The 17,183-nt window shown below is 44.1% G+C and carries 17 protein-coding genes; 10 read left to right on the top strand and 7 right to left on the bottom strand.

Annotated elements, in window-relative coordinates; genetic code table 11:
* Positions 1–37: 37 nt before the first annotated feature.
* Together ATB74_RS02335 and ATB74_RS02330 are read right to left on the bottom strand one after the other, a co-directional pair.
* Complete coding sequence (locus ATB74_RS02335) at positions 38–1,012, bottom strand: Gfo/Idh/MocA family protein (protein WP_061016272.1); 975 nt, start codon at positions 1,010–1,012, stop codon at positions 38–40.
* Between the two features lie 3 nt (positions 1,013–1,015).
* Positions 1,016–1,318 carry a putative quinol monooxygenase gene (locus ATB74_RS02330; RefSeq protein WP_061016270.1) on the bottom strand — a complete coding sequence of 101 codons (303 nt, stop codon included), beginning with the start codon at positions 1,316–1,318 and terminating at the stop codon, positions 1,016–1,018.
* Between the two features lie 106 nt (positions 1,319–1,424).
* Here ATB74_RS02330 and ATB74_RS02325 point away from each other — a divergent pair, with 106 nt between their 5' ends.
* On the top strand, positions 1,425–2,282 hold the full coding sequence (locus ATB74_RS02325) for a LysR substrate-binding domain-containing protein (RefSeq protein ID WP_061016268.1): 858 nt from the start codon (positions 1,425–1,427) through the stop codon (positions 2,280–2,282).
* A gap of 65 nt (positions 2,283–2,347) precedes the next feature.
* Here ATB74_RS02325 and ATB74_RS02320 read toward each other — a convergent pair whose 3' ends face one another.
* Positions 2,348–3,541, bottom strand: coding sequence for a winged helix-turn-helix domain-containing protein (locus ATB74_RS02320; RefSeq protein ID WP_061016266.1), 1,194 nt, complete (start codon positions 3,539–3,541; stop codon positions 2,348–2,350).
* A gap of 116 nt (positions 3,542–3,657) precedes the next feature.
* Complete coding sequence (locus ATB74_RS02315; protein WP_061016265.1) at positions 3,658–4,455, bottom strand: Cof-type HAD-IIB family hydrolase; 798 nt, start codon at positions 4,453–4,455, stop codon at positions 3,658–3,660.
* Between the two features lie 319 nt (positions 4,456–4,774).
* Between ATB74_RS02315 and ATB74_RS02310 the strand changes: the two genes are divergently transcribed.
* Both ATB74_RS02310 and arsB read left to right on the top strand, forming a co-directional pair.
* Positions 4,775–5,116 carry an ArsR/SmtB family transcription factor gene (locus ATB74_RS02310; protein WP_017060936.1) on the top strand — a complete coding sequence of 114 codons (342 nt, stop codon included), beginning with the start codon at positions 4,775–4,777 and terminating at the stop codon, positions 5,114–5,116.
* A 102-nt stretch (positions 5,117–5,218) separates the two neighbouring features.
* Positions 5,219–6,274 carry an ACR3 family arsenite efflux transporter gene (arsB, locus tag ATB74_RS02305; protein WP_061016262.1) on the top strand — a complete coding sequence of 352 codons (1,056 nt, stop codon included), beginning with the start codon at positions 5,219–5,221 and terminating at the stop codon, positions 6,272–6,274.
* 115 nt (positions 6,275–6,389) lie between these two features.
* Here the strand turns inward: arsB and ATB74_RS02300 are convergent, their stop codons facing one another.
* Positions 6,390–7,277, bottom strand: coding sequence for a LysR family transcriptional regulator (locus ATB74_RS02300; RefSeq protein ID WP_061016261.1), 888 nt, complete (start codon positions 7,275–7,277; stop codon positions 6,390–6,392).
* Positions 7,278–7,406: 129 nt separating this feature from the next.
* Here ATB74_RS02300 and ATB74_RS02295 point away from each other — a divergent pair, with 129 nt between their 5' ends.
* The 5 genes from ATB74_RS02295 to glpD all read left to right on the top strand — a co-directional run bounded on the left by ATB74_RS02295 (position 7,407) and on the right by glpD (position 13,628).
* Positions 7,407–7,838, top strand: coding sequence for a PACE efflux transporter (locus ATB74_RS02295; RefSeq protein WP_061016259.1), 432 nt, complete (start codon positions 7,407–7,409; stop codon positions 7,836–7,838).
* 447 nt (positions 7,839–8,285) lie between these two features.
* The gene (locus tag ATB74_RS02290) at positions 8,286–9,140 is read left to right on the top strand and encodes an MIP/aquaporin family protein (protein WP_048609888.1); all 855 of its coding nucleotides are present in this window, start codon (positions 8,286–8,288) and stop codon (positions 9,138–9,140) included.
* Between the two features lie 59 nt (positions 9,141–9,199).
* On the top strand, positions 9,200–10,720 hold the full coding sequence (gene glpK, locus ATB74_RS02285; protein ID WP_017064019.1) for a glycerol kinase GlpK: 1,521 nt from the start codon (positions 9,200–9,202) through the stop codon (positions 10,718–10,720).
* Positions 10,721–11,012: 292 nt separating this feature from the next.
* A complete protein-coding gene (locus ATB74_RS02280) occupies positions 11,013–11,798 on the top strand; it encodes a DeoR/GlpR family transcriptional regulator (protein ID WP_017096306.1) in 786 nt (261 codons plus the stop codon).
* A 270-nt stretch (positions 11,799–12,068) separates the two neighbouring features.
* Positions 12,069–13,628: a glycerol-3-phosphate dehydrogenase gene (gene glpD, locus ATB74_RS02275; protein ID WP_061016257.1), complete on the top strand. Its 1,560-nt coding sequence runs from the start codon at positions 12,069–12,071 to the stop codon at positions 13,626–13,628.
* 206 nt (positions 13,629–13,834) lie between these two features.
* Here glpD and ATB74_RS02270 read toward each other — a convergent pair whose 3' ends face one another.
* Positions 13,835–14,071 (bottom strand): YdcH family protein, encoded by a 237-nt coding sequence (locus ATB74_RS02270; RefSeq protein WP_060980671.1) that lies wholly within the window; start codon positions 14,069–14,071, stop codon positions 13,835–13,837.
* A gap of 281 nt (positions 14,072–14,352) precedes the next feature.
* On the opposite strand from ATB74_RS02270, the gene ATB74_RS02265 reads away from it, so the two are divergent.
* Both ATB74_RS02265 and ATB74_RS24370 read left to right on the top strand, forming a co-directional pair.
* A complete protein-coding gene (locus tag ATB74_RS02265; RefSeq protein WP_061016256.1) occupies positions 14,353–14,817 on the top strand; it encodes a hypothetical protein in 465 nt (154 codons plus the stop codon).
* A gap of 177 nt (positions 14,818–14,994) precedes the next feature.
* On the top strand, positions 14,995–15,969 hold the full coding sequence (locus ATB74_RS24370) for a YadA C-terminal domain-containing protein (protein WP_061016252.1): 975 nt from the start codon (positions 14,995–14,997) through the stop codon (positions 15,967–15,969).
* 515 nt (positions 15,970–16,484) lie between these two features.
* Here ATB74_RS24370 and ATB74_RS02255 read toward each other — a convergent pair.
* Complete coding sequence (locus ATB74_RS02255; protein WP_061016251.1) at positions 16,485–17,180, bottom strand: aspartate/glutamate racemase family protein; 696 nt, start codon at positions 17,178–17,180, stop codon at positions 16,485–16,487.
* Between the last annotated feature and the right edge of the window lie 3 nt (positions 17,181–17,183).

Here is a 17,183-nt window from a genome sequence, read left to right as displayed (position 1 = left end):
AATCAAACATAAGGCTGGTACAGAGTTCACGAAGACACTAGCTCGCCGATTGTTCCCAATCTGTCAGTAACTTCATGATTACGCGAGAGTCTTGATGCATTGCCATTGGCGCAGCAAGCTGTGTGTCATCTCGCTCAACCGCTTGGCGGATATTGCGCACTTGATAATGAAAGCCATCGCCTTGCGCTTCGACTTTCACTTCACGGGTCGACGTCTCATAGATCTCTACGGTAAACGTGTTTTCTACAGTCGGTAGCCATGGATTCGTATCTAGCGTAATGCAGCCTTTGCTACCTAGAATCGTAAAACCATGCTTTAAGCCGTGGTCTTCAGCAGTGTGGATTTGCGCGGTAAAGCGGTCATTGAAACGCATCATCGCCGACGATTCACAGATGTTACCATCTTGGCCTCGTCGACCGATTGCTGAAATCTGCACGTCATTAAACACGCTCTCACCAAACTGGTGTTGCGCGACAGAATGAATAAGAGACATTGGGTAACAACCTAGGTTGTACAATGCACCTTTACTTTCTGGATTCACAAACTGGTCAATCGCCGCAACGTATGAACCTTGAATTGAGCGTACTTCGCCAATCTCACCTGTCGCTAGTTCTTGATGAAGCTTGGCGATAAGTGGGTGGTTTAAGTACATCAAACCTTCGGCAAAGAATACACCCGCTTCTTTCACCGCTTGCAAAGCTTGTTCGGTTTTTTCCATATCAACCGATAACGATTTTTCACACAGAATCGCTTTGCCTTTTTGAGCAGCTTTAATCACGTATTCGTGGTGAACGTGATTTGGTAGAGCGATGTAAATAATGTCGACCGACTCGTCTTCAATCAAGGCTTCATGGCTGTTGAAGGTTCGTGTTGGTTGGTATTGGGCAGCAAACTCGTTAAGTGTTTTTTCAGTGCGACCAGCAACGGCATACAACTCGCTTTGAGCATCGCCTTGAATCGCATCTGCCATTACGCCTGAGATAAAGCTGGTTCCTAAGATTCCCCATTTCATGACTTACTTCTCCTGCTTCTGAGTTTCAAATGCTTGTACTAACTCCGTAATATCACGCTCAATAAACGCTTGGGTATGAGGCATCACAAAGTGCTGATTAATCGCCTCACGGTTTGCGTATTGCTCAAGTAAAATGACGCGGTCGATTTGGTTTTTATCATAGGTTGCTATCGCTTGCAGGCAGCCCGGCTCACTCTGCATGTCTAAACAAAACTGTTCGATAGCTTCGATCGCGGCAGCTCGCTCTATGTTGGTTTTGATCTTAAGTTCGGCAGTGACAAAGATGATTTCATTCGATTGAGGCATTTCACGCTCTTATTTTAGTTAATTATCAGTTTGCCATTAATATAATTAACCCCTAATAATTGATAAACTTACCTTTTGTTTATTGTTTATCAACCAAGAGTGTTTAATGGATAAGTTAACCAGCATGAAGGTCTTCGTTTACGTGGTCGAGCAAGGCAGCTTTCGTAGCGCCGCAAATCACTTCAACCTGTCGGCGACTATGATCAGCAAACATGTCCATTCCTTAGAAACCGGTTTGAATTCTCAACTGATCCACCGCACCACGCGCAAACAATCATTAACCGACTCAGGGCAGCTTTACTATCGAGAATGTAAACGAATTCTCGAAGACATCAGCAATGCTGAAAACCTCATTCAAACCTTAGAAAATCAGCCTCAAGGCACAGTGAAAATTAACTGCCCTGTCACTTATGGGAACAAGGTTCTCGCCCCTATTGTGGCTAAGTTCCTCGCACATCACCCAACCATTAACGTTGAGCTGATGTTGAATAATGACCTTGTTGATCCTTACTCATCCGACATTGATTTGATGGTGCGAATTGGTGACCTGTCCGATTCAAGTTTGGTCGCAAGGTATTTAGGGGACTATGAGATGTGTTATTGCGCCGCTCCCGATTACCTTAACCAACATGCTCAAATCATAGTATTAGAAGACTTGGCGCAACACCCATCGCTTGGGTTCAGTTACAGCAGTCAAGCCCCTCACGCCACACCGAATAAAGAACGGGTGCGCTTGATGTCGAATAATGGTGATGTGTTGCGATATGCCGCCCTACAAGGTGTGGGCGTGTTGTTGCAACCGACTATCTTGGTATCAGAAGAGATTGATCGTGGTGCACTATTGGAAATCCTACCCGGCATGGCACCGTTACCCAAGCCTATTCACTTACTCTACAAAACCAAGCAACTGTCGTTGAAGAACCGAACCTTTGTTGAGTTTTTATTAGCCTCTCTTTCCAAGTAACTAAGCGCTGACTAATTCAAAAAAGGCTTTTAAGTAATGAAGGATTTCCGGAACAACAAAGACCGCTAGACTGTTTGCCAATGGCTCATCAAACGTTTACCAAGATCGGAAGGTGTGGTGTTATGGACGATCATCTCATCACATTGGTTAAACACCATGAAGTGCTTGAGTTCTTCGCATAAAGCGAGAATCAATGATTCATGGTTTTTGAGCCTGTCTTCAACAACCAAGTTGCGAATATTGAGTAAACCACTCTTCCTATCGACCTTACAATCCATTCGCGCCACCAGCCCACCTTGCCACAGAATAGGCAAACTAAAGTAACCAAACTGACGCTTGGCCTCTGGAACATAGCACTCAAGGAGGTAATCAAAGTTGAACAATGATTGCATTCGCTTTCGTTGAATCAGCAGGTTATCAAACGGAGACAGTATCTTAAGCTTGGTTCTGGAAAGAGGTTGATTCAACAGCTCAAACGCATCAGGCAGGACATAATAGTCCGAGCCTTGAATATCCACTTTCAGCACCTGCTTGTCTTCAAGCATCTGTTGGAGTGTTTTCTGAACCAGAGACTTAGTGTTCTTGAGCAGGTAGCTCATTTCCGATGCTATTCCAACTCCGTTAGCCTCTAAATAACGTGTTATCAGATGCTCTATGTACTCTTGTTCAGTTGGCTCAGAGGTATCAATTCCGCTCGGCAAAACTCGCTCGGTGAGGTCATAAACCTTATGAAAGTTCACTCGGCTTGGCACCATTAAGTCGCCTTGCATAAACAAGGTTTCTAGTGCCTGTTTGGCTGGTTTACCGCCCCACCCACCGCGATTTGGCCTGTCCCCTTCAAAGTCTTTCGCCATCAACGGCCCTTCATTCTCAATACGTTTGAGAACATGAGCCATCAGTGCATCATCCTTTTTATACCAATGCTTGAGCTTACCGCTCGCAAAACCATTCTTGCGATGTAGGCTGAATCGGAAGTCACGCATGGGTAAGTACGCGGCGGCATGCGACCAATACTCGAACACCTCTCGACGCTCTAACAGCTTGTCGATATGATCAAGCTGGTAGTCTTGATTACGATTCCACAACGTATGATGGTGTGCTCGCTGAATCACAGAAATAGTATCAATTTGCACATAGCCAAGGTTTTCAATCGCAGACAGCGTGTTCGCCAAAGCGCCCCCATTACGTTGCTTTTTAGGTGGCAGCTTTTGCGAAAGCAGTACAATTTTTTGCGCTTGATCGAGTGAAAGTGATTCCATGAAATTCAGACTCTGTTTATTCCAAATGTCATTAATTAGTCGTACCTGCAGTAAAAATGGAGCCCCATATTGATAAGCAGGCTTTCAATTAATCTTAGTAAAGCAAAACAAAAGAATTACGCTAATAACTTCTCAAGCACTTGGAATACGCCCGCATCAACATTACTTGGTGCACCAAAACGAGCTATCTCTTTAAGTTTTGGATGTGCATTTTCCATAGCATATGAGTGGTAACTTTCTTTAAGCATCTCGTAATCATTTAGGTAGTCGCCAAAGCTCATGGTCTGTTCGTAAGTGAAGCCTAATGTGTTTTGTAGGTGCTTAATCGCCGCACCTTTTGACGCTTCAGCATTCATCACATCTAACCAAATTTTTGCACTGACAACCACTTGGTAGTTCTCACCGAATTTGGCATCAATAGTTGGGTTCACTTTCTCTTGTGAACCGTCGAAGTGACAGATAGCCACCTTGATGAAATCGTCTTCTACCGCCAGTAAGTCTTCTACTTGCTCTCGGCGATGGTAGTACTTAGAGATCTCCGCTAAAGCACGCTCATCTTTGGTTTCGATGTACGCTGATTTCTTACCACAAAGCACCACATGTGCACCTTCAATGGCACGCGCTTCTTTGATGATGTCTTTGATGGCATCAGTATCAAGTAAGCAGCTGTAGAGCTCTTGCCCTTTGTGCATCACCAATGTGCCATTTTCAGCAACGAACATCATGCGATCTTTTAGCGGAGAAAATGTTTCCATCAAGCTGTAGTACTGACGACCCGATGCCGCCGCAAAAATGATGTCTTGAGCTTCTAGTCGCTCATAAAGATTGAAGAATTCTGGGTCTAACTTTCCGTGTTCATTAAGCAGAGTGCCGTCCATATCAGCAGCGATAAATTTGATGTTCTGTTGTGGCATTTCAGGGCTTACCTATAAGTAAAGATTAAAGTGTAAATTATGATTTTTCGTTATCTTGTGTAACGGTTCTGCGTTCGATTATATCGCTAGAATAGCCAGTGAATGCAATGCTTTTCGGTCGATTTCTTCGTTTAAATCTAAGATCTTGTTTATGCGTAATAAGGGGGCGAAAACAGATAAGAAAACGAGTATCAGCTTAACTAAAACGACTGATTTAATATGCCAATTTAGGCCGACTTTTAAATTTCGCGTTGACCAATAAAAGAAATAGGCTTACCATTAATCGTCTTTTAACGATTATGGAAAGCGAAACATCAATATGAACGAAACTTGCTCTACAACTGGTGGCTGTGCTCTGCCAATCGGACATGGTGATGCCGAAGCTGAAAAGCAAATGGCAACTCTAGCGAAAGCGCTCGCTCACCCGGCAAGAGTTCGTATATTAAGTATCCTTTCAACGTTAGAAAAATCGGGCGGCTGTTTGAACAGTGACTTGGTGAGTGAATTAGGTTTAGCTCAATCAACAGTATCAGAGCACCTAAGAATCTTGAAAACCTCAGGCTTCATCACTGCTGAATCGATACCGCCGAAGATGTGCTATCGCATTAACCGAGATAATATTCAGCAATTTGAATCGCTTATCGACACCATTTTAAAATAGATTAACCACGCTTAGTTTGTCGAACACAATAAACTAAGCGTATTTTTTGCCTTTAAATATCGCTTTTCGACGATTAACGATAACAACCAAAGAGATAATATAATGAAACCAAAGTTAGGTTTTCTAGATCGCTACTTAACACTCTGGATCTTCATCGCCATGGGTATTGGTGTGCTGCTTGGCACCGTATTCCCACAAATCGAACAGTGGAACGAATCTATGTCTGTTGGCACAACCAACATTCCACTCGCGATTGGCCTTATCTTAATGATGTACCCGCCTTTGGCTAAGGTTAACTACAGCCTATTGGGTACCGTGGTAAAAGATAAGAAAGCCATCAAACTGTCTCTGATCATGAACTGGTTGGTTGGCCCTATCCTAATGTTCGTATTGGCACTGACGTTCTTGGGCGATCACCCAGGTTACATGGTCGGTGTGATTCTGATTGGTCTTGCTCGTTGTGTGGCCATGGTTCTGGTTTGGAACGACATCGGTGGCGGTAACAAAGAATACGGTGCAGCGTTGGTTGCTCTAAACAGTGCGTTCCAAGTGGTGAGCTACAGCTTTATGGCGTGGCTATTCATCAGCGTTCTTCCTCCGGTATTCGGTTACGAAGGTATGTTGGTTGATATCTCAATGATCGATATTGCACACAGTGTGCTTATCTACCTAGGTATCCCATTCCTAGCAGGCTTCCTAAGCCGTAAGATCCTTGTGTCGATGAAAGGCGAGCAGTGGTACAGCAATGTGTTCATTCCACGTATCTCTCCAATCACATTGATTGCACTACTGGCAACTATTGTTCTGATGTTCAGCCTAAAAGGCGAGATGATTGTTGAGCTGCCAATGGACGTATTATTGATTGCTGTTCCACTGACTATCTACTTTACGGCGATGTTCTTCATCAGCTTCTTCATTGGTAAGAAGATGGGCATTGAATACGACAAGAACGCATCAATTGCATTCACAGCGACAGGTAACAACTTCGAGCTAGCGATTGCCGTTGCTATCTCAGTATTCGGTATTAACTCAGACCAAGCGTTTGCAGGCGTTATCGGTCCACTGATTGAAGTACCCGTGCTGATTTACCTAGTGAACGTTGCGCTTAAGATGAAAGACAAGTACTACAACGGTCTGACGGTTAAATCTAGCGCCTAGCATCTAGAGTTACAGCTAACAAAAAGCAGCATCACATCAAACAGAAAGGCTCACACGTTAAACGGTGAGCCTTTTCTTTATTCAGTTTGATCCAATTTAAGTTTCGTCCAGTTTTTTACGTTTCGTCTAATAAGCCTTTCAAAGCTTGTTCAAGCCAAAGCAAGGCTGGGCCTTTAGAGCGTGTTTTAGACAGAACAAGATCAACGGGCGGCGACCATGTTTTGTGATCGAATGAGACATTAATCTCCACTAAACGCTGCTTATTCAACTCCTCTTCGACGAGGTGCTTAGGTAAGTATGCCCAGCCAATATCACTGCCGAGTACCATCTCTTTGATAACAATAAAGCTATTTGACCACCATACCTTGCCCGCAATGAGTGGAAATTGATCCATCACCTTACCTTTGTCTCCCCTCAACATTAACTGACGATGCGGGAGTAAGTCAGAAAGCTTCGCCACACCTTTTTTTGCGAGCGAATGACTTGGATGGCACACCGCAATAAACGGTAAATGGCCAATAAAGCAAGGCTCAGAGCCGACATCAAAAGCCAAGTTGGTAAACATCAATCCAATGTCGGCTTTCTCTTCGATAATTAACGGATTGACCTCTGTTGTGGTACACGCAACCAGTTCGACTTCAGTAGCAGGGAACTGTTGACTGAACTGACTAAGGATCTTAGATAGGTTCGGGACCAATAAGGAATCATCTAATGCGATCTTGATGAGGCCCTCTTCTCCGCTCCCCATCGCATTAACCGTCACATTCAGATCTTCAACCTGAAGTACAATCGCTTTCACCTGTTTAAATAACTGCTCGCCTGCTTTGGTTAGTGAAGGCTTTCGAGTCGAGCGATCAAAAAGCTCAACATTAAAATCTATTTCAAGATTACTGATGCCTTGGCTCACCGCCGACTGTACCTTACCCAAATGACGAGCACTGGCAGAAAATGACCCTAATTCAACGGCATACACAAACATTTTCAGCTGTTCAATGTTGTACATTCGGTTTCTCCCAAAACTTACCATCACCATATGTGATGCTAACTATCTTTATATTATCACTTAACTAGATATTATCTAACCAAGTCATTAGCCCATCGGCGGCTATTTAATCGTAAAGAGAGTTAGAAAATGTCACATAAAGAACGCATGTTGCACATGGTGCTATTTGAATTGGTTGCTTTGGTTTTGATGGCAGGGCTTGCAACCTATATTACAGGAAACGGCGCAGGTGAAATGGCAGGCTTAGCGCTCGCAATATCATTGATTGCAATGGCTTGGAACTACATTTACAACTATGGCTACGACAAAGTATTCGGAGCTGACCGCAGTAAACGAACCAAGAAAACACGTGTTCTGCACGGATTAGGTTTTGAACTTGGCTTGATGACAGTGACTCTACCTGTTTTGATGTGGGTTCTACAACTCGACTTCCTAACCGTACTGATCATGGACATCGGCCTAGTGATTTTCTTCGTACTTTACGCGATTGCGTTCAACTGGGCATATGACTCGGTTCGAGATCAATTGGTAGCGAAAGGAAAAGTGGCAGCTCTGGTTTAGAGCCCCAGTTCGTAGCATGTAACTAGAACAAACACCTAAATTGAAACTGCCAAACTACAACTTAGTTGGCAGTTTATTCATTTATGCATATAAGCTCATTGATTAACGCCCTTGTTACATAGCAAAAACATCACACAACCCTTCCTAATTAAGTCTAATTATCAACCACTCACGAAGTAGCATCACAAATCCAAACATAAACTCCTCGTACCAGTTGTGCATCCGTTTACATACAGGTAGTTTTAGCGACCTCGAAACACATCCATTCGAACAATGACGTTCATGCGAGCATCTTTTCCGAGCAAAAGTGTTCGGATTAACATTTCAAGTGACTTTAATTAACAATTTTATGCTCAAACGCTCACTTTTGATGTTCGTTTATTTTCGAGTTCGCAAATTTATGCACAATACGCGTGCTAGATAAGCAAAACTAAAAAGGACTCGAACATGACAACAAACAAACACCCTTCTTTATTTGGGCAATGCTTGGCTGAATTTATCGGTACAGGATTACTCATATTCTTTGGCGTTGGCTGTGTGGCTGCACTGGTACTAACCGGTGCAACATTCGGACAATGGGAAATCAGCATCATCTGGGGCTTCGGTGTTGCGATTGCAATTTACTGTACTGCCGGCGTGTCAGGCGCACACATCAACCCAGCCGTAACGATTGCACTGGCCATGTTCCATGGCTTTGATAAAGCGAAAGTGCTGCCTTACATCATTTCGCAACTGCTTGGCGCTTTCTGCTCTGCAGCATTGGTTTACAGCCTGTACAGCAACCTATTTACTGACTACGAAATCGCACACAACTTTGTTCGTAGCAGCCAAGACGCACTATCAACTGCTGGTATCTTCTCGACTTACCCACATGCTTCACTCTCTTTCTTCGGCGCTTTTGCTGTGGAATTCGTGATTACTGCAGTGTTGATGTTTGCCATCTTAGCGTTAGGTGATGAGAACAATGGAGCATCTCGCGGCGCAATGAACCCGCTACTGATCGGTATTCTTATCGCAGTTATCGGTGGTTCTTTAGGTCCACTGACTGGCTTTGCAATGAACCCTGCTCGTGACTTCGGACCAAAACTGTTCGCTTACTTTGCAGGTTGGGATTTCGCACTAACAGGTGCTCGTGATATTCCTTACTTCATCGTACCAATCCTTGCTCCAATTGCGGGTGCATGTTTTGGTGGCTGGTTGTACCCACGTGTTATCGGTGCTTACCTACCTATTGAAGGCCAAGGCTGCACAATTCCAAACCAATGTGAAACAGAACAAGAAGCTGAACAAGCTCAAGCTTAATCACTAAGCGCCCCTACATTTACTAAAATATAAATAACAAAAGAAAAAGGATTCTTACCATGACCGAGCAAAAATACATTGTTGCCCTAGACCAAGGCACCACAAGCTCTCGCGCTGTAATCCTCGACCACGATGCAAACATCGTAAGCTCTTCTCAACGCGAATTTACTCAGATTTATCCTAAAGCCGGTTGGGTTGAGCATGATCCAATGGAAATCTGGGCGACGCAAAGCTCTACATTGGTTGAAGCGCTTGCTAAAGCAGGCATCCGCAGCGATGAGCTAGCGGGCATTGGTATCACCAACCAACGTGAAACCACCATTGTTTGGAACAAAGAGACAGGCAAGCCGGTTTATAACGCAATCGTATGGCAGTGTCGCCGTACAGCAGACATCTGTGAAGACCTAAAAGCACGTGGCCTAGAAGACTACGTACGTGACAATACAGGCTTAGTCCTTGACCCGTATTTTTCAGGTACCAAAGTAAAATGGATTCTAGACAACGTTGAAGGTGCTCGCGAAGACGCTGAAGCTGGCAAACTACTGTTCGGTACGGTTGATACTTGGTTGGTTTGGAAGATGACTCAAGGACGTGTTCACGTTACGGATTACACTAACGCGTCACGTACTATGTTGTTCAACATCAACGACCTATGCTGGGATCAAAAGCTACTTGATGAAATGGGTATCCCGTCATCAATGATGCCTGAAGTGAAGCGTTCTTCTGAGGTTTACGGTCAAACGAACCTTGGTGGTAAAGGCGGTACTCGTATTCCAATAGCGGGTATTGCGGGTGACCAACAAGCGGCACTTTACGGTCAAATGTGTGTAGAAGCAGGCCAAGCTAAGAACACTTATGGTACTGGTTGTTTCCTTCTAATGAACACAGGGCAAGAGAAAGTCACATCGAAAAACGGCCTACTAACAACACTGGCATGTGGTCCTAAAGGTGAGCCTGCATACGCACTTGAAGGTGCAGTATTCATGGGCGGCGCATCAATACAATGGCTACGTGATGAAATGAAACTACTGGCTGGCGCAGAAGACTCTGAGTACTTCGCAACCAAAGTAGATTCTTCAAACGGTGTTTACGTTGTCCCTGCGTTTACGGGTTTAGGCGCACCATACTGGGATGCTTACGCTCGCGGTACGATTGTTGGCCTGACTCGTGGTGTTAACTCTAACCACATCATCCGTGCAACCTTGGAAGGCATTGCTTACCAAACGCGCGACGTACTAGACGCGATGCAAGCGGACTCTGGCATCAAGCTAGCGAACCTACGTGTTGATGGCGGCGCAGTAGCGAATAACTTCCTAATGCAGTTCCAATCAGACGTGCTTGATACTGAAGTTCACCGTCCTGAAGTAACGGAAGTAACGGCTCTGGGTGCCGCTTACCTTGCTGGCCTAGCGGTTGGTTTCTGGGACAGCATTGACGAGCTTCAAGACAAAGCCGTTCTTAACCGCACCTTCATGCCACACCACGACGAAGAGAAACGTAACCGCCGTTACAAAGGCTGGAAGCGTGCTATCAAGTGTGCACAGGTTTGGTCTGAGCTGCACGATGACGACGAAGAGTAGTACTGAGTATTCAGCTCATCGTTAATCATTAATCGTTGACCTAGGAACTCGAGCAATCTCATCGATTAGATTGCTCGAACCTCAGCAAACGAAACTAAAAAGAGCACTCTTTTGTGCTCTTTTTTGCGTTTCAGGCTTAAATTCCACATTTTGACCAGCGTTTTTGCGGTTTAGACATGATTCCTTACCATCATTACTTCTCTCTTTTCATCAATTCGAGCACAATAGCGTGAGTTTATATTTTCGATTTTGACGCGCTAGAGCCCTTTGCGCGCAGGGAGTGGTAAGTTAAGTGAAGCAGATACCAAGACACCAGCAGATTGTAGATCTGGTAAAAACACAAGGATATGTGAGCACCGAAGAGCTCGTTGAAAAGTTCGATGTCAGCCCACAAACCATCAGACGAGACCTCAATGAACTGGCCGATAGCAACAAGATTCGTCGCTATCATGGTGGTGCAACCATTCCTTTAAGCTCGGAAAACACCTCTTATAACACGCGTAAAGCGCTTAACTTCAACGAAAAAGACGTGATCGCCGACGAACTGGTTAAGCACATCCCAGATGGTGCAACCCTGTTCGTTGATATCGGCACCACGCCAGAATCGGTGGCACGTGCGCTCAATAAAAATCACAAACAATTACGAGTTGTCACCAACAACATTAACGTTGCCAGCATCCTTCTGCCGAACCCAGAGATAAAGGTTATCTTGGCCGGTGGCGAAGTACGCAACCGCGACGGCGGTATTGTTGGCGAAGCGACACTCGATTTTGTGAAGCAGTTCCGCCTCGACTTCGGTATTTTGGGTATCAGTGGAATCGATTTTGATGGCTCACTGCTCGATTTTGATTACCACGAAGTTCGTGTGAAACAAGCCATCATCGAAAACAGTCGCAGCATCTTCTTAGCCGTCGACCACACTAAGTTTGGCCGTAACGCGATGGTTAAGCTTGGTAACATCTCTCAAGCGCACATGGTGTTTACTAATAAGCAGCCACCGGAAGAGATTCTCAACATCCTTAAAGATTCGGCAATACCATTAGAAGTGATCGATACAGCTCGTCCTATGAGCGAATAAATCAAAACAAGAGCTCAGTGACACCACTTTCTTAAATGAATCACCATTCTTTATAGAAAAGTTAATAAAGTAAAACTTGCTCGCTGTCACTGTCGCTTCTATGCTCGAATTAGTCTTATTTGAACCTCTACTTTCATAAGCAGAGGTTTTTTTATGCCCAAATCACATAAAACGCGCATAAACGAAAATAATAAATGACCGCAAACGAAAGTTCATATAGGATTCAATTATGTTCTAAAATGCTCGTTCGCTCAGAAAGAGGTCAAAACCATGAGTGCTCAACAAAATAATTCAAACAACAGTACATCTTCCACTTTAGACTTGATCGTGATTGGCGGCGGCATCAACGGTGCAGGCATCGCGGCAGACGCATCAGGTCGTGGTCTAAACGTTGGTTTATACGAAGCAAATGATTTCGCATCTGCAACGTCTTCTGCCAGCTCAAAGCTTATCCACGGTGGCCTACGCTACCTTGAACATTACGAATTTCGTTTGGTTTCGGAAGCACTCGCTGAACGTGAAGTCTTGTTAAGAAAAGCGCCTCATGTTGCTCAGCCAATGCGTTTCCGTTTACCTCATCGACCATTTTTACGCCCAGCTTGGATGATTCGCTGTGGCCTATTCCTTTACGATAACTTGGGTAAGCGCACCACTCTTCCGGGAAGTAAGACAGTCAACCTAGCGAAATCGGGCCTATTAAAGCCAGAAATGAAAACAGGTTTCGAATACTCAGATTGCTGGGTTGATGATGCGCGCATGGTATTGCTCAACGTGTTGGCAGCGAAAGAGAACAACGCAGAGGTACGTAACTACTGCCGAGTTGAAAAAGCGCACCGCGAAGGTGGTATTTGGCATGTAACGATCCTTGACGTAATGACAAACCAACGTTTTGAACGTAAAGCAAAAGCACTCGTTAACGCAGCCGGACCTTGGGTTAAGCAGTTCTTTGATGATGGATTAGAGCAAGCGTCACCGCGTAATATTCGTTTGATCAAAGGCTCACACATTGTTGTGCCACGCATTCATGACGAACCACAAGCGTATATTCTACAAAACAAAGACAATCGCATTGTGTTCATGATCCCTTACCTAGATAAGTTCTCGATCATCGGCACCACCGACCTTGAATACAAAGGCGACCCACGCGAAGTTGCCATTGATGATGTCGAAGTAGATTACTTGATTGATATTGTTAACCAACACTTTGTTAAACAGCTTGGTCGTGAAGATGTGGTTTGGACATACAGTGGCGTAAGACCGCTTTGTGACGACGAATCGGATTCACCACAAGCGATCACTCGTGACTACACGCTGGAATTAGATGCAGAGCTTGATCCAGCACCACTGCTTTCGATCTTCGGTGGTAAGTTGACCACTTATCGCAAGCTTGGCGAAGCGGCACTTAAGAAGCTTGAGCCACATCTAACCAACATGGGGGCACCATGGACAGCCAACGACACGCTTCCAGGTGGTAACTTTAGTTGCAGCAGAGAGCAGCTTGCGAAGATGATCCACACTAAATACTCTTGGGCATCTGAAGCGTTGTTACTTCGTTATGTGACTCAATTTGGTACTTACACATGGAAGCTACTAGAAGGTGCAAATAGCGAAGCTGACCTAGGCATCCAATTCTCAAGCGAAGCGCATGGCGTTTATCAAGTTGAAATCGATTACTTGATCAATGAAGAGATGGCAATGACTGACGAAGACATCTTGTGGCGCAGAACCAAACTTGGCCTGTACATGAGCGAATCCGAGCAGCAAGCGGTGACGGATTACCTGAAACAGAAACTACAAAGCAAGGTAGTGAGCTTTTCTCAAGTAGGCTAACCCCACCAGCCCAAACATGTTTCAAGAGCATAATTAACCATGAAGCTTAGCGTCCCCCGCGCTAAGCTTTTTTATATCCAAAGAAACCCAAGCTTATGTGTTCAGATAAAAATGGGAAAGCCAAAAACAAAAAAACTCCCGAAGGAGTTTTTTATTGTCTAAACCAACAAGCAGCCATTTAGCTAATCAGCAGAATTACCAGCCCACTAGCCAGTTAAACGTGCATGCAGTGCATCTTTCAGTACAGAACGGTCATGTTTCAGTTGGTGCATCGAACCGTCATCAATGGGTGAATCTTTCAGCTCTAGCTTACGAATCTCTTTATCAAGGTTGTCGTACGTCTTCATATCTTCTGCAAAGCCATCATCAGTTTTAGCAAGCTCAGCAATTTTGTCTTTCATTTCAGGAAATTCGTGAACAAGAGAGTGATTTTCACCTAGCATAGAAACCTCTTAAGTTGAGTAAAGTGATTGGTATTAAGCACATTTCATTATTAACCTTAGCAAGTGCTTCAAATAACAAATGAGATCCAGTACACAGCCTAGAATATAGACAATTCAGATTCACAAATTTACAACATGTATTTGGAGAATCGGTTTACTGATTTTGATTAATCCCCATAGAAAAAGTCATTAGCAAGGTTCTTTAAACAAAGAGCACCAAGCTCCTTGTTGATATTAGGTGTTTATACGTTATAGTGACAAAAACGATTTGGAGAAAACGAATGGCACGCATATCAGCAAAAGAGAAAGAAGAGAAACAAAAGAAATATGACGACGTTGTCTTTAATATCTTCATTACTGAAGGTTGGGATGCAATCAGCTATGGACGTATAGCTAAAGAAGTCGGAGTCACCGCTTCATCACTACAAAATTATTATCCTCGACTGGTCGATTTTGGCAGAGCACTGCAGGGACGTGTTTTCCCAATGGTCGCACATCAATTAGATTTCTCTTCTAAAGAAGCATTTGTGGCTTCATGGGATATAGCGATACAAGGTGGAGGCTTATTTCCTTCATTGGTGAGAATGCTCATTCAAAGTGCTCTGGAAGCCGAGACTAGCCCGCAAACAGTTCAGGGTATCATCCGACTAAAAGGTATTTTAGGGCAGCACATGAGTCCAGAAGACGCAGATTCGGCAATAAAATCCGCGTTAGGTACAACAATAATAACCCTAATGAATCAATAGCTTAATAATAAATCAATAAAATAAACTAAATTTCTTTTAAAAATCGCTTGTCTTTATTCGTATATATACCCATAATTCACTCCATCGAAACGGAACAGCGTTTCTAAGCCGGTCAACCGGCTTTATTTTAAAACTTAATACGTACATATATGCTTTTAATATTTTATAGGTAATGAAATGAAAAAGACAATTTTAGCTACAGTAATCGCGGCAACTTCTTTTGGTGCAATCGCAGAAGCTACTATCCCTCACGTTCCGGAACTGGGTCACCGCATCCCCGATACAATTGTCGCTCCAGTACCAGATGTGATTGTAAAGCCTATTCCTGTTGATCAAACCCCAATTCACGGTGGCGACGGCACTGGTCGTGAGGCAGTAGCAGCTTACATAAAATCAAACAACGGTGATGTTGGAGTTAACCCTCCTGTAGCTAAACTTCCACCTGTAGATGATGTAATCGTTGAACCTGCGCCAACTATCCCTCACGTTCCGGAACTGGGTCACCGCATCCCCGATACAATTGTCGCTCCAGTACCAGATGTGATTGTAAAGCCTATTCCTGTTGATCAAACCCCAATTCACGGTGGCGACGGCACTGGTCGTGAGGCAGTAGCAGCTTACATAAAATCAAACAACGGTGATGTTGGAGTTAACCCTCCTGTAGCTGAACTCCCACCTGTAGATGATGTAATCGTTGATCCAGTAGATGGTTCAAAGCCACAACCATCGGAAGGCCAAAAAATCGTAGAAGGTCTTAAAAAAGCAGCTGATGGCATCCGCGATGCAGAAAAAGATTGGGGCGAGAACTCTACAGGTTCAGTGATAGCACACTCTCAAACGGTTCAAGCTCAAACACAGCAACAGCTTGCCGATATCGAAAACGATGTAGATGTTCTATTCGGCGAAGTTGACCGCCTAGATACTCGTATTGACCAAACTCAAGCATTAAACGCGGCAACGGTTAACGCTCGCCCAATGGTGACAAACGGTATGACTGCTTTCGGCGCTGGTGTTGGTTACGCAGGTTCTGAAACTGCACTAGCAATCGGTGTTGCTCACAGCTTTGAAGATACAGGTTGGTCTGCTTCAGGTACTGTTGCAGCCTCTTCTGATGATTCAGTACTAGGTGCGGGTGTTCAATACGCATTCTAAGAGTTACCTATAAAACATAAGTTTTAGCCCCTCGAAAGAGGGGTTTTTTTCGTTTACGGCAAAATAAAAGCCTTGTGATAAAACAAGGCTTTATAGGGGATAACTCTTTATGGGGGTCGCTATCGGAGCAGCTAAAAAGGTGTTTCTGAAAAAGAGATTAACTACTACACCCACTCGTATCCACTTTATTCATTTGATCATGTGAAGATGTGTCAGAGCCTGTCGATTGGCATCCTGCCACAAACAATAGCGTTACAGACAAGATAAGCCATTTCATAATTAATCCTCTTTTAGTCATGACTAAAGCATAGTGCTTTTAAGTGCAGATACCTCAGTCATTAACTAAAGCCTTACCTACCGATAAAGCCTTGGTTAATGAACAAAGCATCGCTTCATTAATTAACGACCTGCTTTTGTACAAAAAACTTTCACTCAACTGAATAAAAATCGTTCAAAAACTGGAAGAGGACAGTTGTGGAGCCATGACGAGGATCTAAAAAACAAGTCGCTAAATGTTAGTCACTAGTCGCCAAACGCACTGCCGCTTCTGCATGGATGGCAGTGGTATCAAACAGAGGCACATCGGTATGTTGTTGCTGAATCAGCAGGGCTATTTCAGTACATCCCAAAATAACGGCTTCAGCACCTTGCTGGCTTAGCTTCTCGATGATTTGACGATATACATCTCGAGACTCTTTTTTTACTTCGCCTCGACACAGCTCTTGATAAATGATGTTGTGCACTTTCTGTCGGTCACTCTCATCAGGAATAACAACATCAATACCGAACTTGTTAGTCAGGCGCCCTTTATAGAAATCTTGTTCCATCGTGAAAGCGGTACCGAGTAATCCTACTTTCTTCACGCCCTGCTCCAGCAGCTTCTGCGCGGTGGTATCAGCGATGTGCAAGATAGGAACCGTGATCTTTTCTTCTATTTCAGGAACGACCTTATGCATGGTATTAGTACAGATAAGAATGAAGTCCGCCCCTCCTTTTTCAACAGATAGAGCCGCTTCCGATAAGATGTCTGCCGTCTCTTCCCAACGACCTTGATGTTGGAGCTTTTCTATCTCATCGAAGTTCACGCTGTACATACAAACCTTTGCAGAATTGAGCCCACCAAGGATCGCTTTAACACCCTCGTTGATGGATTTGTAGTAGCTCACTGTCGACTCCCAACTCATACCGCCGAGCAAACCGATCGTTTTCATGTT

Origin of the sequence: Vibrio splendidus (genome assembly GCF_001557875.1) — a bacterium.
Classification (GTDB): Bacteria; Pseudomonadota; Gammaproteobacteria; order Enterobacterales; family Vibrionaceae; genus Vibrio; species Vibrio splendidus_F.
The sequence above is the reverse complement of the archived record's forward strand: the minus strand, read 5'-3'. Positions and strand labels throughout refer to the sequence as shown.

Excerpts from the sequence above, each read along its gene's own strand:
- ATB74_RS02330 (WP_061016270.1), bottom strand. The coding sequence starts at position 1,318 with ATGCCTCAATCGAATGAAATCATCTTTGTCACTGCCGAACTTAAGATC.
- ATB74_RS02325 (WP_061016268.1), top strand. The coding sequence starts at position 1,425 with ATGGATAAGTTAACCAGCATGAAGGTCTTCGTTTACGTGGTCGAGCAA.
- ATB74_RS02320 (WP_061016266.1), bottom strand. The coding sequence starts at position 3,541 with ATGGAATCACTTTCACTCGATCAAGCGCAAAAAATTGTACTGCTTTCG.
- glpD (WP_061016257.1), top strand. The coding sequence starts at position 12,069 with ATGAGTGCTCAACAAAATAATTCAAACAACAGTACATCTTCCACTTTA.
- ATB74_RS24370 (WP_061016252.1), top strand. The coding sequence starts at position 14,995 with ATGAAAAAGACAATTTTAGCTACAGTAATCGCGGCAACTTCTTTTGGT.
- ATB74_RS02335 (WP_061016272.1), bottom strand. The coding sequence starts at position 1,012 with ATGAAATGGGGAATCTTAGGAACCAGCTTTATCTCAGGCGTAATGGCA.
- ATB74_RS02310 (WP_017060936.1), top strand. The coding sequence starts at position 4,775 with ATGAACGAAACTTGCTCTACAACTGGTGGCTGTGCTCTGCCAATCGGA.
- glpK (WP_017064019.1), top strand. The coding sequence starts at position 9,200 with ATGACCGAGCAAAAATACATTGTTGCCCTAGACCAAGGCACCACAAGC.
- ATB74_RS02300 (WP_061016261.1), bottom strand. The coding sequence starts at position 7,277 with ATGTACAACATTGAACAGCTGAAAATGTTTGTGTATGCCGTTGAATTA.
- ATB74_RS02265 (WP_061016256.1), top strand. The coding sequence starts at position 14,353 with ATGGCACGCATATCAGCAAAAGAGAAAGAAGAGAAACAAAAGAAATAT.
- ATB74_RS02295 (WP_061016259.1), top strand. The coding sequence starts at position 7,407 with ATGTCACATAAAGAACGCATGTTGCACATGGTGCTATTTGAATTGGTT.
- ATB74_RS02290 (WP_048609888.1), top strand. The coding sequence starts at position 8,286 with ATGACAACAAACAAACACCCTTCTTTATTTGGGCAATGCTTGGCTGAA.
- ATB74_RS02270 (WP_060980671.1), bottom strand. The coding sequence starts at position 14,071 with ATGCTAGGTGAAAATCACTCTCTTGTTCACGAATTTCCTGAAATGAAA.
- arsB (WP_061016262.1), top strand. The coding sequence starts at position 5,219 with ATGAAACCAAAGTTAGGTTTTCTAGATCGCTACTTAACACTCTGGATC.
- ATB74_RS02315 (WP_061016265.1), bottom strand. The coding sequence starts at position 4,455 with ATGCCACAACAGAACATCAAATTTATCGCTGCTGATATGGACGGCACT.
- ATB74_RS02255 (WP_061016251.1), bottom strand. The coding sequence starts at position 17,180 with ATGAAAACGATCGGTTTGCTCGGCGGTATGAGTTGGGAGTCGACAGTG.